Source organism: Nocardia sp. NPDC051756, from assembly GCF_040681495.1.
GTDB lineage: Bacteria > Actinomycetota > Actinomycetes > Mycobacteriales > Mycobacteriaceae > Nocardia.
Window position 1 is genome coordinate 875215 of sequence record NZ_JBFAYV010000004.1, and the last position, 13467, is coordinate 888681.

Genomic DNA, 13467 nt, shown 5'->3' on the forward strand with positions numbered 1-13467 from the left:
GTTGCACGTCCCTTCTGCTGTGACGGTCCGCGCCACCCCAGCGAAGGCGACTGCAGCCGCAGGTCAGGCCGAGGTTCTGGTCCGAAGCTATAGGGCGACATTGCATCTGTGGTCAGCGCTGCGGGCCGCGCGCGAGGCCAAAGATATCGAGGCAAGGCTGGCGGGTACGCATCGGCCGAGCATTGAACTGCAGGCTGCGGCGACGAATGCCGTACTTCTGTCTGTTGCTTTCATGGAAGCCTCGATCAACGAGATCGTCAAGGATATCGCCGACGCCGAGCCAGGAAAACCTGAGGGGCGGTGTGCCGGCATCGACGAAGACACCGCCGCATTGCTACGGGCACTGTGGAATTCACGAGTGGATCGTTTCTCGCTGCCTGGCCAAGGCAGACTAGAGGGCGGCGCACCACTTGCACCCTACCTAGGTGATCGTCTGCAACCGCTCGGCGTAGACGAAGTTGCGCAGGCCCCAAAACGCCCGGACATGCCGCCTATCGCGCGGTTCGGGGTGCGCAGGATCGGAACTTCCGCTACCAGCTAATCAGCTGGTAGTGGTGCTACTCGGTGCCGGACTCGGTTTGCAGATGAAAGTCGGCAGATCTGAGCAGAAGCCCGATGGTTGTTGTCGGTCTCGGCGCTGTCGGGCCGTATTCCGCGAGGGGCATAGTTGAGGTACTGCCCGAGGGGTGATCTGATTGCACTACTCCAGGCTGGAATGACAGCGCTATCCCGAGCACGTGCACGACCGGTGTGGCGACGGGAACACGCTCAACGTCCGAACATCAGCGCCACCAGGCGGTCGAAGAATTGGGTTCGACCGGCGGAGTTGGGGAACATGGTTGGTTCGTGGTCCAGAGCGAGGCGGGTGAGGAGGATGGTGTGGGTGTCGCAGTATTTGCGGATGCCTTGTTCGCCGTGACGTCCGCCGAGCCCTGAGTCGCCCGCGCCGGCGAACGGAGCTTCCTGGACGAGGTAGCTCATGACCGCGTCGTTGATCCAGGTGTTGCCCGCGGTGAGGCGGCGGGCCAGTTGCTTGGCTTTGGCGATGTCGCGAGAGAAGATGCTGGAGCCGAGCCCGTAGGGGGTTTCGTTGGCGAGGCGTATCGCCTCGGATTCGTTGGGCACCTTCATGATCGGCAGCAACGGGCCGAAGGTTTCCTCGGTCATGCAGGCCATGGTGTGGTCGACATCGACGAGTACCGTGGGTTCGAAGAACCGGCCTGGGCCGGGTTTCCGGTGCCCGCCCATGAGCACGCGTGCTCCCTTGGCGATGGCGTCGGCTACGTGCCGTTCGATGATGTCGAGTTGCGGTGCGGAGGTGATGGCGCCGATATCGACCGAACCGTAGGGGCCGGGCGCGCCCTGGCGGAGCGTGGAGACCTTCTCGCAGACTTTCGCGACGAATTCGTCGTAGATCGGCTCTTCGACGTAGAGGCGTTCGACCGACATGCAGATCTGTCCGGAATTGCGCAGTGCCCACTCGACGGCGACGTTGACGGCGCGTTCGATGTTGGCGTCGGCGAGGACGATCATCGGGTCCTTGCCGCCGAGTTCGACCGAGCATGGAATCAATCGCTCGCCACAACGCGCGGCGATCCGCCGGCCGGTGTTGGTCGATCCGGTGAATTGGATCATGTCTACGGCATCGACCAGCGCGGCGCCGGTTTCGCCTGCACCGGTAGCTATTTGCAGGACCCCCTCGGGAAACCCGACTTCCCGCGCCGCGCGAACGACGAATTGGACTGCTAGCGGGGTGATCTCGCTGGGTTTCACGATTACGGTGTTACCCGCCATCAATGCCGGTAGTGCATCTCCGATGCTCAGCGTCAGCGGGTAGTTCCATGGTGCGATGACACCGACGACACCGAGTGGGCGGTGCCGGACCACGACCTGCTTACCGAGCATCAACGGGGAATGTTTACGCGGGCTCTCGTCGGCGAGATACTTCGCGGCATTTCGAGCCCAGAAACCCATCGAATCGGCGACGTAATAGAGCTCTGCCAGCAGAGCGTCCTCGCGAGTCTTACCGTTCTCGGCGACGACGAGATCAATGATCTGGTCGCGCTCGGCGACGAACCAGGACCGCAGGGCCCGAACCAGCCTGCCACGGCCCGCGAAACCGATCGCTTCCCAGGCTGGTTGGGCCGCTCGCGCGGCGGCGACCAAGCCGACGACTTGCTCGGCACTCATGTTTTCCACCGTGCCGATGATGTCGCCTGTTGCCGGGTTCTCGACGTCGATGGTGGTGGCAACCGGGTCCGCGTTGTCTGTGGAAGTGCTCATCAGGCGGTCGCCTCCGAGGTGGTGGGTGAGATCTGCTCGTATGAATGGTCGGCGCGAATGAATTCGGCACACCGTTCGCCGATCATGATGGCCGCGGCGTTGGTGTTGCCGCGGGTGATGGTGGGCATCGCCGATGCGTCCGCGACGCGCAGTCCTTCGACACCGTGTACCCGCAGGCGGGTGTCCAGTACCCCGTCGCCGGGTGCGCCGATTCGAGCCGAACAACTCGGGTGGTAGGTGTGCTGGGCTGTCGTGCGTATCCACGCGGCGAGCTCGTCGCGGCTGCGCACTTCGGCGCCGGGGGTGATCTCCGCGCCGAGCAGCCCCTGCGCGGGCGCTGCGGTGGTGATCGTTCGGGCAAGTTCGATGGCGTCGATCATCTCGTCCATTTCCGATTGGGTGGAGAGCATGTTGTATGTGACGGCGGGCTTACGGGTGGGGTCGTTGCTGCGGATTCGCACAGTTCCGCGGCTGCGGGGTGCGATGTAGGACAAGCCGACCGTGGCGGCTGGGCGGTCCCAGGACATCGCGCCGTGGTTGTAGAAGAATGCCGGGGCGAGGAGGGCCTGGATGTTCGGTGCGGCCATGACTGGGTCGGTGCGGAGGTGGGCACCGCACTCGGCCACGTTGCTCGCCAGCTTGCCGCGGCGATGCAGCAGCCAGTTCTTGAGGTGGCGGGTGTCTTCGGCGTCGAAGAGACCGGTGTGGTTGCCGGCGAGTTCGTAGGTGAGATAGACGAGCGGATGCTCCATCAAGTGCTCACCGACTGCGGGGTTGTCCACAATCGGTTCCACTCCCATCGCTCGCAGGTGACCGGCCGGCCCGATACCTGAATGCTGGAGTAGGGCAGGGGTGTTGAACGAGCCGGCGGCGAGGACGACTTCGCTTGTCGCGGTGATGGTTTCGAGTCGACCCCGGCTGTCTGTCACTTCGACACCGACAGCCGCGCCTTTCCTGATCAGGACACGGGTGACCTGCAATCTGGTGCGGATGGTCAGGTTGGGCTTACGTCCTGAGCGCAGGTACGCCTCGGCGGTGCTGAAGCGCATGCCGTTGCGTTGGGTGACGTCGAACTGACCGACTCCGTCTTGTTCGGCCCCGTTGAAGTCCGGATTGTGCGGCACCTTCCATGCCTGAGCGGCAGCGTCGACGAGTGCCAGGCTTACCGGGTCGGCCGTGATTCTGGTGACATTCAGCGGGCCTGCGCTGCCATGGAACTCATCATGCAGGTGGTCGTTGTTCTCGGCACGTTTGAAGAAGGGCAGTACATCGGTGTAGGACCAGCCATCAGCGCCGGCGGCCGCCCAATCGTCGTAGTCGAGCCGGTTGCCGCGGATGTAGATCATCGCGTTCATCGAGCTGCATCCGCCGAGCATCTTGGCCCTGGGGGAGAAGATCCGTCGCCCGTTGAGGTGCGGCTCGGGCTCGGTCCAGTAGTCCCAGTCGAGTTTCGAGTGGAACTGTTTCGCGAACGCGACCGGGGCTTTGACTTCCAGTTTGCGATTGGTGCCGCCCGCCTCGATCAGCAGCACTCTGGCCGAGCGGTCTTCGCACAGCCGCGCCGCAACCGCACAACCGCCCGAGCCTGCACCCACCACGATGTAGTCGAAAGTGCTCGACATTTTCCGCTCCCTGCTTCGTCGATATAGTGGCGATGCCACCTTGTATGTTGTTGCTGCACAGGACGATGAGTGTCAGCGGTCCGGGGTCGCGGGTTCATAGGCGTCGAGTGCGGTGGTATTGCAGCCCGGCTCAGATCGCACCAGATCGACTTCCGTACACCTGAAGTCGTAGTCGTCCAGATCGAAAGTGCGTGCTGCCCGCCAAGTTTCGCGAGCAGACATCGGACGGATGAATGTCGTATCGCCATGGTGGTCGTAGTAGTAACTGTTGGCCGAGCCGCAATTGCCCTGTGCCCACAACGAATGTGACATACGTTCGACCGCCCACGAGGTCCACCGATCGGCCGCATGTTCGCGTACTTCGACTGCCGTCGCACCGCGGTGGGCGCTTTCCCGAATGACTCGGGTGATGTGGTGGGAGGCGGTTTCGACGAGGTCGTGCCACGTCCCGCCGACCCAGCCGTAGGGCCCGAAGATCGAGAAGTAATTGGGCAGTCCGGGCATGGAGACGCTCTCATAGGAGCGGGCCCGGTGCTCTGTCAGGAATGAGGCGAGGTCGAACCCGTCGCGGCCACGGACCGGGGTACGGCGATAGCTTTCGGGGTCGGTGGCCAGGCGGAATCCGGTGGCCAGTACGAGAATATCGATCGCGCGATGGTCACCGGCCGCTGTCTCGATGCCGGTTTCGGTCACCCGCCGGATGGGGTCGGTCACGAGCTCGACATTGCGGCGGTTGAAGGTTCGCAGATAGGCATTCGAGGTCGCCGGTCGTTTACAGCCGAAGTCGTAGTCCGGAGTGAGTTTTCGTCGCGTTTCCGGGTTCGCGACTTGAATGCGGTACCAAATCTCGCGCAGAGCACGTGTCCCGGCCCGGTTGACCGATTGCAGCTGTTCATGATTCAAAGCCAGGCCCATCAAGAAGATCTCCATCGCACCGGCGGCACCGTTGCGAACGAGCCGCTGGACGGCAGGTATTCGCCGGAAGGCGTTGACGATCGGAGCGGGGGTCGCGAAGTCGGGTTTGGGGGCGACCCAGATCGGCGTGCGTTGGTACACATCGAGGTGTGCCACCTCGGGCGCGATCTCCGGGACGATCTGTACCGCGCTGGCGCCGGTGCCGATGATCGCGACACGCTGACCGGCAAGTTCGACGCGGTGGTCCCAAGCGGTCGATTGCAGCACGGTGCCATGAAAGTCGTTGAGCCCAGGGATGTTCGGCGGTCTAGGTTCGACGAAGGGGCCGACCGCGTTGATTACATAGCGCGCTGTTCGTGATTGCCCGGCAACGGTCAACCGCCACAGATGCCAGTCCTCGTCCCACTCACGACTGGTGACTTCGCTGTTCAGCCGCACCAAACGGCGGACGTCGTAGCGGTCGGCGCAATGGTCGATGTAGGACTTGACCTCGGCGCCCTTGGCGAACACCCGTGACCAATCCGGCTTGAGTTCGAACGAGAACTGGTAGCCCTGGGCAGGAACATCCACCCCGACTCCGGGGTAGGTGTTGTCCCGCCATGTCCCGCCGATGTCCTGGGCGCGTTCGAAGATCGCCACATCGTCGATTCCGGCGCGCCGCAGTGCGATTGCCATCCCGATGCCGCTGATTCCTGCGCCGATGATCGCAATGTGATGATCCGGCTGTTCGGGTGAATGAGTCGCGTTCTTCCTGGTCACGCACGCTCCGTCCTCGCTGTGTAGGGATGAGGCTAGACCGGAACGCCATCATTGTCGAGACAATTGGATGAAATAGTCTCGTTGACTCGTGAAGTATCCGCCCCCTAGGCTTCCGGCATGTCGGTGATCACTTGCCCGGACCTGGGAGCGCGACGATGACCCTTGCCAGAATCGCGGCCCGCGTCGTCGCTGAAGGCGCTGCGTTGCTCCGGAAACAGTTCGAGGACAGCGCAATCGGCAAAACCGTCCCAGTGCTACAGCCGGGTGAGTCGGCGATCGTCGGGCAGGGCAAGAACCGAGTCGGGGTCTTCTGTGACTCCGCGGGTGAACTACATGCGGTTCTCGCGCGATGCACCCACATCGATTGGGAACTCGACTTCAACCCCGAGGGGCAGAGCTGGGACTGTCCGCGCCACGGCGCACGTTTCTCGATCGACGGTGCGGTGCTCCACGGCCCGGCCACCGATCCGCTCGGCACAGTGTGCCTGTCGGCTGACCTCTGCTCCGCACTGACCACCGCACCTATCGACAAACGGCGCAAACGGAGGTGACTGCGGCATTGCAGGATTCGTCCAAGTTCGAATCGAGCCCGCTGCTGCCGCGCCGCACACGGCGGCAGCGTGGTTTCACCGTCCGCGATGGCAACTACCTTTCGGGCTGATGGCTGGGTGGCTGCCACTGGTCGGCAGCGCAGTATCGCGACACGATTGCCGAGTACCTGGCCATCTCGCCGCTGAGCCGCGGGTAGGGCCCACTGGCGGTCTCAACGCTGCGTGACACCGCTGGGAATCGTCTCGGTGTCAGCCGTTGGTGTGTGCACATGGGGTCGGGGAGTGTCGAGGTAAAGTTCCGCGATCTCGGTGACATATTTGATTTCGACAACTCTGCGGCGAAGCTTCATCGTCAACGTCACCTCGTCACCACCGGGCTCCCAGAACGTGGGCAACACGATGAACCGTTTGATCTGCTCGACGCGTGCCAAGCGCTGATTACCCAGTGCCACACCGGCACTGATCGCGGCGATCACCCCGGAGTCATCGGCCAGCGCGGCCGCGCTCGAGTCGGCGATGCCGTGCTGAGCGGCGATCGCCGATGCGTTCTCCGCGTCGAGAACGATGAGCGCGGTGTTGTAGAGACGCGCGTCGCCGATCACCGCCATGGCGCCGATCAGCGGGGTAGCAGCCTTGATGGTGTTCTCGATATTGGCTGGGGACATGTTCTTTCCGGCGGAATTGATGATCAGTTCCTTCTTGCGGTCGACCATCCGCAAGAACCCGTCCGCATCGACCGTGGCGATGTCGCCGGTGTGCAGCCATCCTTCCGGATCGACCGCCTCGGCGGTTTTCACGGGGTCGTTGCGATAACCCTTCATCACCAACGGCCCGCGTACCAGCAGTTCGCCGTCAGCAGCGATCCGGTACTCCATGCCGGGAAGCATCCGCCCCACGGTACCCAGCTTCGTTTCGCGGGGGTGCGTGGCGCTGGCGACACAGCTCAACTCGGACATCCCCCAGATTTCGGCGATGGGAATACCCAGTCCCGCAAAGAATCCCAACGTCTCGGGCGGGATCGGCGCCGCACCCGACAGTGCCCACCGTAGCTGGTCGAGTCCGAGCTTGGCTCGAAGCTTCGACAACACCGCCGCATCGGCTGCCGCCCACTCCCGCTGCAATTGCGGGGTCATCGTGCCGCCGGCCAATTCGACCGCGGCTCGCTGCCCCGCCACTAGCAGCGCCCATCCCAGCGCTCTTTTCACCTCGGGGTCGGGCTCGGCTGCGACGCTCGATTCGATGGCGGCTTTGAGCTTTTCCCATACCCGGGGAACCGCGCCCCAGATCGTCGGACGCACGTCGGTCAGTGCGGCCGCGATCTGCTTGGCGTCGGAGACCGCCGTGATCTGGACGCCGAAGATCTCCTGCAGGTAGAGCGCGGTGAAGCGATCGGCAATGTGGGCCGATGGCATGAACGAGGTGATCCGGTCACCGAATTCGATGTCGAAGACCCAGCTGAATGCATAGGCCTCGGCGAGGAGGTTCGTGTGCGTCGACTCGACGCCTTTGGGATTTCCAGTGGTGCCGGAGGTATAGATCAAGGTGGCGACGTCACCGGGCTGCACTGCGCGCCAGCCGGATTCGAAATCGTAGTCGGCTTTGCCCCCGGCGATCAGCGCGTCGAGGGTGAGCGTGCCCTCGACGTCGTCGTCGATGACGACGAGGAATTCGATCGGCACCCCGCAAGCGCGTAGGCGCTCGACATACTGCGCCTCGCAGATGACCATCCTGTTCCCGGCGTTGCTGAAGACGTAGCCCAGTTGCGCCGGCGCGAGTGTGTTGTACACCGAGAACGAGGTAGCACCGACATGCTGGGCGCCGACCTCCACCGGATAGAACTCGATTCGGTTGGCCATCATCAGTGCGACGGTGTCGCCGCGGCCGATCCCCAGTGCCGCCATACCTGCCGCGACTTCTCGCACTCGTGTGGAGTACTGGCGCCAGGTCATCGAGGCGGTACCGCCGGGATTGCGTAACGCGGTGGCGTCCGGATCGAGGGTCGCGGTGTGTTGGAACGCTGCGCACAGGGTGGCTGGGCGGTCGGACATCGGTGCTCCTGACATGCCGCAAGCGCGGCGCGGTATCGGTGAACAGTGATAGGGGAGTTGGGTTCTGTTGCTATGAACCGGTGTGGTCGAGGCTCGGCTGAAGATTGAGCTGTGCTCTGATGAACTGGGCGCAATCGTCGAGTGCGGCTCGGCTCTCGGGCAGTGACGGGAACACGGTGGTGAAGGCGTGCACCTGTCCGTCCCACAGCTGAAGCCGGCTGGGCACGCCCGCGGCGGTGAGCCGGCGGTGCATGAGTTCGGCGTCCACGCGCAGGACCTCGGAAGTCACCGCGATCAGCAACACCGGCGGCAGACCGGCGAGGGCGCTGGAGACCGGCGAAAGTGTTTGCTCCACAGCATGATCGGTCTCGGTGCCGAGCTCGCTGATCGCGGCCAAAAGGGTTGCGGGTAAGTACGCGTCGGTGTGATTGTTGGGGTGCGCGATTTTGGTCGTGCAGTCCAGGTCGAGCCAGGGCGAGATACCGATCAATCCCGCGGGTGCGGGGATGCCCGTCTGCTGGGCGGTAAGAGCTGCGGCGAAGACCAGGAATCCGCCTGCGGAATCACCCGCGAAGATCACCCGTCCGGGGTCGGCACCGTTACGCAGCAACCACTGGTAGGCGGTCACCGCGTCGTTGACCGAGCCGCGAATTGTCGTGTCGGGCAACTGCCGGTAGGCGACATGCAGGACCGGTAGCCCGCTGCGGCGCGCCAAAGCAGCGACGACACGGCGATGAGTATTGAGACCGCCGAGCACAAAGGCCCCGCCGTGTAAGTAAAGGACCGCGCCCTCGCGTAGCTGCGTCGAATATCCCACAGGCTGAACAAGTTCGGCGTCGAAGCCGGCCAACGACACCGGATGCAGGGTGACTCCGGCGGGTCGCGGGATGACCGTTGCCGCATCGATCGCACCAGCGACTCGTATCGACCAGGCGGTGATCGGAATGCGCCGCAGGACAGGGCGAATCGTGTAGCGGAAGCCCTGCTCGATAACCCAAGACCGTCGACTGAGCCTGCGGTATTTCGTAACGCCGGACGCGTTGTCGGCCACGCGGGCCTCCGTTCCTCGGCGCTGGTGTGCGGATGGACCGAAGTTAACACCGCGTGACCTCGATGTCGAGACTAACGGACAAATTTGTCTCGTTGACTCGAGGGGTGGATCGGGCATACATTGGCGGCATGCCAATGATCAGAGAACCGGTTCGTTGCGAGGACGAAGGATTCTTCGGCCCCGACTCCATTTCCTGGCGCATCAGTGGTCCGACGATCGTTCCCGCGGTCATCTGCACCGGCGCGTACTTCTTCCTGAATCCGTGGAACGCCACCATCGGAATCCAGAACACCACCGGCCGCACCGACCCGCTCAAACGCGTGGTGCTCACCGCGGAGTACATGTTCGCGATGTACTTCGGCGACCAAGCCACCGCACAGCACGCGGCGCAGGTGGTGAACACGATTCACGACCACGTCACCGGTACCTGGGGGCCCACCGGCGACCGGGTCCACTCCGCATCGGAGCCCCGAAATCTGTTGTGGCTGTTGATTCCTTACGGTCAATCCGCCTTGGACGCCTACGACGCCTACGGTCCGCGCCGCCTCACCGTGGAGGAGCGGGATCGCTACTGGCGCGAGGAAAGCGCCATCGTGGGGGAATTGAACCGGATTCCCGCCAGCATGATGCCCAAGAGTCAGGCCGACGCGGACACCTACCTCGAAGGTGAGCGGGCGAACCTGGCGATGACCGAGGCGGCTCGTGGCGTCGCCGATCTCGTTTTCCCGCCTCGTGTCGCTGGATTGATCCCGCACCCGGCAGCGCTGCCGCTCCAGGTGGCGGCCTCGGCGGGCATCGCGCTGATACCCGATTACGCCATGCGCCTGCTCGGCGAAAACCCCTATCCCGCGACGCTGAAAGCGGCTATTCGTATCGCCCACCGCCCCCTGTTCACCGCACTTGCCGCCACGCCCGGTGTGCGCGACGCCATTCCACTCAGTGTGAGCTCGCCACTGCGCGCCCTGGTCCGGCGGGCTCGGATCGCGGCTCGTACCGGCGATTACGATCGCCCCCAGCGGAACTCGGCCGATCGCGAGCGCCTGTGGGTCGCGAACTGATCGACCCTCGGCGACGCCTGAACCTCCACCGATACAGAGATACAGTATTGTCTCGGAACTACCCTATGTGCAGGGGCGGAGGTCGACCGTCCATAGCGACGAGTAAGGCGGTGTGCACGGTGCCCGGTAAAGGCAGCGCTGGTCGGTCGGCTCCTTCCGCGGAGTCCTCCGAGCAGGTCGTCGACCGCATTCTCGCTGCCGCACAAGAGGAATTCGAGCTCGTCGGGATCCGGCGCAGCAGTATGAGTGATATCGCCAAGCGGGCCCGGTTGGGCCGTGCGACGGTCTATCGGCATTTTCCTGGTAAGGAAAATTTGGTGGAGGCTATCGGCGGCCGAGAAATGATGGCAGTGTTCGGCAGGGTCGATGCGGCGCTCGCCAACTCCGAAAATGCCGCTGACGCAGTCGTTCAACTCGCTGTCGTCAGTGCTCGCGAGCTGCGCGAGAATCGGCTGCTCAACAAATTGCTGGCGACTGAACCCGAAGAAGTTTACAGCTATGCCGCCACCAGCGGCGGCGCTGCGTTGGCAGTGGCCCGTGTGTTCCTCGTGCAGCACCTCGGGACTCTGGCGGCTCCAGACCTGCCAGATGACGCGCATCTAGAGAAGGCGGCCGAGATAATGGTACGGCTGGCTGCTACTCAGTTACTCATTCCGGACGGGGTCATCCCTTACCGTGACGACACCGCGGTAGCGGACTTCGCACGTCAGTTCTTCGTACCGATCGTCACCGGCAAGATGGCTCAATCCGTCGAATCCTGACCTCAGTAGACCCGTCTTACCTGACCAATAGGCTACGGCGGCAATAACTTTCACTGATCACCTCGTTCTATTCACCCTGCGATCGGAACGTTTCGCGGCCCCCACGTCTGCTCTATGCGAGACAAAGAGACGAAATTGTATTGTTGACACGCACCCTGAAGGAGCCTAGGTTGACAGCATGCCGGGGGTCGCAAGCTATTGCGGCGCAAGCAGCAGAAAGAATCCAAAGTTGGTACGACTACGAACGGCCAGAGTCATCGAACGCCCCGCAGCGCAGGTGTTCGAGTACATTGCCGACTATCGGCGCCTCACCGAATGGGTTTTCGGCATTACCGGTGTTCGCGCGGTGAGTGCTCTCGACTACGGGCTCAGTGCGGTCTATGAGGGTTCGGTCGACCTCGGGCCAAAAACGCTCAGCTCGACAGCACGTATCTGCGGATGGGAACAGGACAGGCTCATCGCACTCGAGTCGTTGGCGGGCTTCGAATTCACCGCGACGCTGCGGATGCGCGACGAAAGCGCCACGCGGACAGCCATCGAACTCGATCTCGTGTATGGAACTTCCGGGGGTATCGCCGCCCGGGCTATCGCGCGCGGCCTCGAACCGCTGCTGGCGATGGCCGCTCGGCATACCACCGAGAAATTGTGTTCGTCGTGCGCGAAGGCGATCGCCCCCAACGGTAATCAGAAGGGAGCCGGCTGAGTGGTCACAGGATCAGATGTCGAGCGCAGGGCCGCACCGGCGTTGCAGATCGTCCGGAAGAACTTCGCCGACACGATGGTGTCGAGCCTGCGCACCTTCGGGCGTGCAGTACGCGTCGGCAGGCAAGCACTGGGCGGCGCGGCCATCGACATCGTCCGGTTACGGTTCCCGTGGCGAGAAATGCTTCACCAGTGCTGGTACCTGGTCACGGTCACGGCGATCCCCGCGATATTGATGGCCATACCATTCGGCGTCATCGTGTCCCTGCAGGTCGGCAACCTGATCCACCAACTGGGTGCGGACTCGCTGCTCGGGGCCGCGGGTGGCCTCGGCGTCATCAAACAGGGGGCGCCGATGGCCACTGGTCTGCTGCTCGGCGGTGCCGGTGCGGCGGCTATCGCGGCGGACCTGGGGGCGCGCACGATTCGCGAAGAGATCGACGCCTTGCGGGTGATGGGAATCAATCCGATCCACCGTCTGGTCATTCCGCGGATGGTGGCGATGACAGTCGTTGCGCCACTACTGAATATCCTGATCATCTTCGTCGGCGTGATCGCCGGCTACGCCGTCGCGGTCGCGGCGCAGGGCGTGACACCGGGCAGCTACTGGGCGACCTTCGGGTCCTTCACGATGGTCGCCGACGTCTGGGTTTCGCTGGCCAAGTCGGTGATCTTCGGTTTCCTGGTCGTGGTGATCTCCTGCCAGCGCGGCTTGGAAGCCAAGGGCGGTCCACGCGGGGTGGCCGACGGGGTCAACGCCGCGGTCGTGTTGTCGGTCGTGGCCGTTGTCGTGGTGAACCTGTTCATCACTCAGCTCGCCACCATGTTCCTGCCGACGAGGTTGGCGTGATGACAGCGAGCAGGTACGCGCCCAAAGGATTGGGCTGGGCCTTCCGGATCATGCGCGCCCGCGGCGCGGTGTGGGCGCCGATCGAGACCGCCGGATTCATATTGAGTTTCACCTGGCAGTCGTTGTCGGCGATTCCGTTGACGCTGGGAAAGTACCGCGACGAGACGATGCGGGCAGTTACCGATATGACGTGGGGCCGGGGTTCGATCATTGTCGGCGGCGGCACTGTTCCGATGCTTGCCGTGCTGGGAATCGTCATCGGGGCATCGGTCGGTGTCGAGTCTTTCGCGACGCTCGACCTGCTCGGACTGGGGCCGGTCACCGGTGTGGTGTCCGCGTTCGCCAACACCCGTGAGCTGGCTCCGATCGCCGCGGGTATCGGGTTCGCTGCCCAGGCCGGTTGTCGAATGACGGCCGAGATCGGGTCGATGCGGATCTCCGAGGAGATCGATGCGCTGGAATCACTGGGCCTGCGGTCGATCCCGTTCGTCGTCACCACCCGGGTGATCGCGGGTGCGGTGGCGTTGGTGCCGACGTTCCTGATCGCACTGATCCTGAGCTATCTGGCCTGCGGTGCCGTCGTCGTGGCGCTGCACGGTCAAGCCGACGGCGTCTATAACCACTACTTCTATCAGTTCGTCAACGGCGCGGACATCGCCGCGGCGGTGGTGAAGGTCTTGGTGTTCGGCGTCGCTGTCATCCTGATCCATTGCTACCAAGGGTTTTTCGCGACCGGCGGACCCGAAGGAGTCGGTATCGCGTCCGGACGCGCGGTCCGTGCCAGCTTTGTCGCCATCATCGCTCTCGACATGGTGCTGAGCATCGCGTTGTGGGGATTCCATTCAGCGATCAGTTTCACGGGGTAGG

Annotated in this window: 12 protein-coding genes; 7 read left to right on the forward strand and 5 right to left on the reverse strand. The window is 63.5% G+C overall.

All coding sequences use genetic code 11. The features are described from left to right. The first annotated feature begins 19 nt into the window (after positions 1–19). Positions 20–541 carry a hypothetical protein gene (locus tag AB0M22_RS20870; protein ID WP_364729001.1) on the forward strand — a complete coding sequence of 174 codons (522 nt, stop codon included), beginning with the start codon at positions 20–22 and terminating at the stop codon, positions 539–541. Between the two features lie 227 nt (positions 542–768). Here the strand turns inward: AB0M22_RS20870 and AB0M22_RS20875 are convergent, their stop codons facing one another. The 3 genes from AB0M22_RS20875 to AB0M22_RS20885 all read right to left on the reverse strand — a co-directional run bounded on the left by AB0M22_RS20875 (position 769) and on the right by AB0M22_RS20885 (position 5579). Next, positions 769–2283, reverse strand: a complete 1515-nt coding sequence (locus AB0M22_RS20875; RefSeq protein WP_364729004.1) for an aldehyde dehydrogenase family protein — start codon at positions 2281–2283, stop codon at positions 769–771. After that, a complete protein-coding gene (locus AB0M22_RS20880) occupies positions 2283–3905 on the reverse strand; it encodes a GMC family oxidoreductase N-terminal domain-containing protein (protein WP_364729007.1) in 1623 nt (540 codons plus the stop codon). Before AB0M22_RS20880 ends, AB0M22_RS20875 begins: the two co-directional genes overlap by 1 nt. A 72-nt stretch (positions 3906–3977) precedes the next feature. Then, positions 3978–5579, reverse strand: coding sequence for an NAD(P)/FAD-dependent oxidoreductase (locus AB0M22_RS20885; protein WP_364729010.1), 1602 nt, complete (start codon positions 5577–5579; stop codon positions 3978–3980). A gap of 155 nt (positions 5580–5734) precedes the next feature. Here AB0M22_RS20885 and AB0M22_RS20890 point away from each other — a divergent pair, with 155 nt between their 5' ends. Beyond that, positions 5735–6130, forward strand: a complete 396-nt coding sequence (locus AB0M22_RS20890) for a Rieske 2Fe-2S domain-containing protein (protein WP_364729013.1) — start codon at positions 5735–5737, stop codon at positions 6128–6130. Positions 6131–6342: 212 nt separating this feature from the next. On the opposite strand, the gene fadD11 is transcribed toward AB0M22_RS20890, so the two are convergent. Continuing rightward, positions 6343–8178, reverse strand: coding sequence for a fatty acid--CoA ligase FadD11 (gene fadD11, locus AB0M22_RS20895; protein ID WP_364729016.1), 1836 nt, complete (start codon positions 8176–8178; stop codon positions 6343–6345). A 70-nt stretch (positions 8179–8248) separates the two neighbouring features. Continuing rightward, a complete protein-coding gene (locus AB0M22_RS20900) occupies positions 8249–9229 on the reverse strand; it encodes an alpha/beta hydrolase (protein WP_364729019.1) in 981 nt (326 codons plus the stop codon). A gap of 128 nt (positions 9230–9357) precedes the next feature. Here AB0M22_RS20900 and AB0M22_RS20905 point away from each other — a divergent pair, with 128 nt between their 5' ends. The 5 genes from AB0M22_RS20905 to AB0M22_RS20925 all read left to right on the forward strand — a co-directional run bounded on the left by AB0M22_RS20905 (position 9358) and on the right by AB0M22_RS20925 (position 13466). Then, entirely contained in the window at positions 9358–10287 is a 930-nt protein-coding gene (locus AB0M22_RS20905) for an oxygenase MpaB family protein (RefSeq protein ID WP_364729022.1), read from the forward strand. A gap of 119 nt (positions 10288–10406) precedes the next feature. Continuing rightward, the gene (locus AB0M22_RS20910) at positions 10407–11048 is read left to right on the forward strand and encodes a helix-turn-helix domain-containing protein (RefSeq protein ID WP_364729025.1); all 642 of its coding nucleotides are present in this window, start codon (positions 10407–10409) and stop codon (positions 11046–11048) included. Between the two features lie 178 nt (positions 11049–11226). Continuing rightward, positions 11227–11751, forward strand: coding sequence for an SRPBCC family protein (locus AB0M22_RS20915; protein WP_364729028.1), 525 nt, complete (start codon positions 11227–11229; stop codon positions 11749–11751). A gap of 75 nt (positions 11752–11826) precedes the next feature. Beyond that, positions 11827–12600 (forward strand): ABC transporter permease, encoded by a 774-nt coding sequence (locus tag AB0M22_RS20920; protein ID WP_364729857.1) that lies wholly within the window; start codon positions 11827–11829, stop codon positions 12598–12600. After that, the gene (locus AB0M22_RS20925) at positions 12600–13466 is read left to right on the forward strand and encodes an ABC transporter permease (protein WP_364729031.1); all 867 of its coding nucleotides are present in this window, start codon (positions 12600–12602) and stop codon (positions 13464–13466) included. Before AB0M22_RS20920 ends, AB0M22_RS20925 begins: the two co-directional genes overlap by 1 nt. Position 13467: the final 1 nt, after the last annotated feature.

Excerpts from the sequence above, each read along its gene's own strand:
- AB0M22_RS20875 (WP_364729004.1), bottom strand. The coding sequence starts at position 2,283 with ATGAGCACTTCCACAGACAACGCGGACCCGGTTGCCACCACCATCGAC.
- AB0M22_RS20880 (WP_364729007.1), bottom strand. The coding sequence starts at position 3,905 with ATGTCGAGCACTTTCGACTACATCGTGGTGGGTGCAGGCTCGGGCGGT.
- AB0M22_RS20890 (WP_364729013.1), top strand. The coding sequence starts at position 5,735 with ATGACCCTTGCCAGAATCGCGGCCCGCGTCGTCGCTGAAGGCGCTGCG.
- fadD11 (WP_364729016.1), bottom strand. The coding sequence starts at position 8,178 with ATGTCCGACCGCCCAGCCACCCTGTGCGCAGCGTTCCAACACACCGCG.
- AB0M22_RS20905 (WP_364729022.1), top strand. The coding sequence starts at position 9,358 with ATGCCAATGATCAGAGAACCGGTTCGTTGCGAGGACGAAGGATTCTTC.
- AB0M22_RS20915 (WP_364729028.1), top strand. The coding sequence starts at position 11,227 with ATGCCGGGGGTCGCAAGCTATTGCGGCGCAAGCAGCAGAAAGAATCCA.
- AB0M22_RS20920 (WP_364729857.1), top strand. The coding sequence starts at position 11,827 with ATGGTGTCGAGCCTGCGCACCTTCGGGCGTGCAGTACGCGTCGGCAGG.
- AB0M22_RS20925 (WP_364729031.1), top strand. The coding sequence starts at position 12,600 with ATGACAGCGAGCAGGTACGCGCCCAAAGGATTGGGCTGGGCCTTCCGG.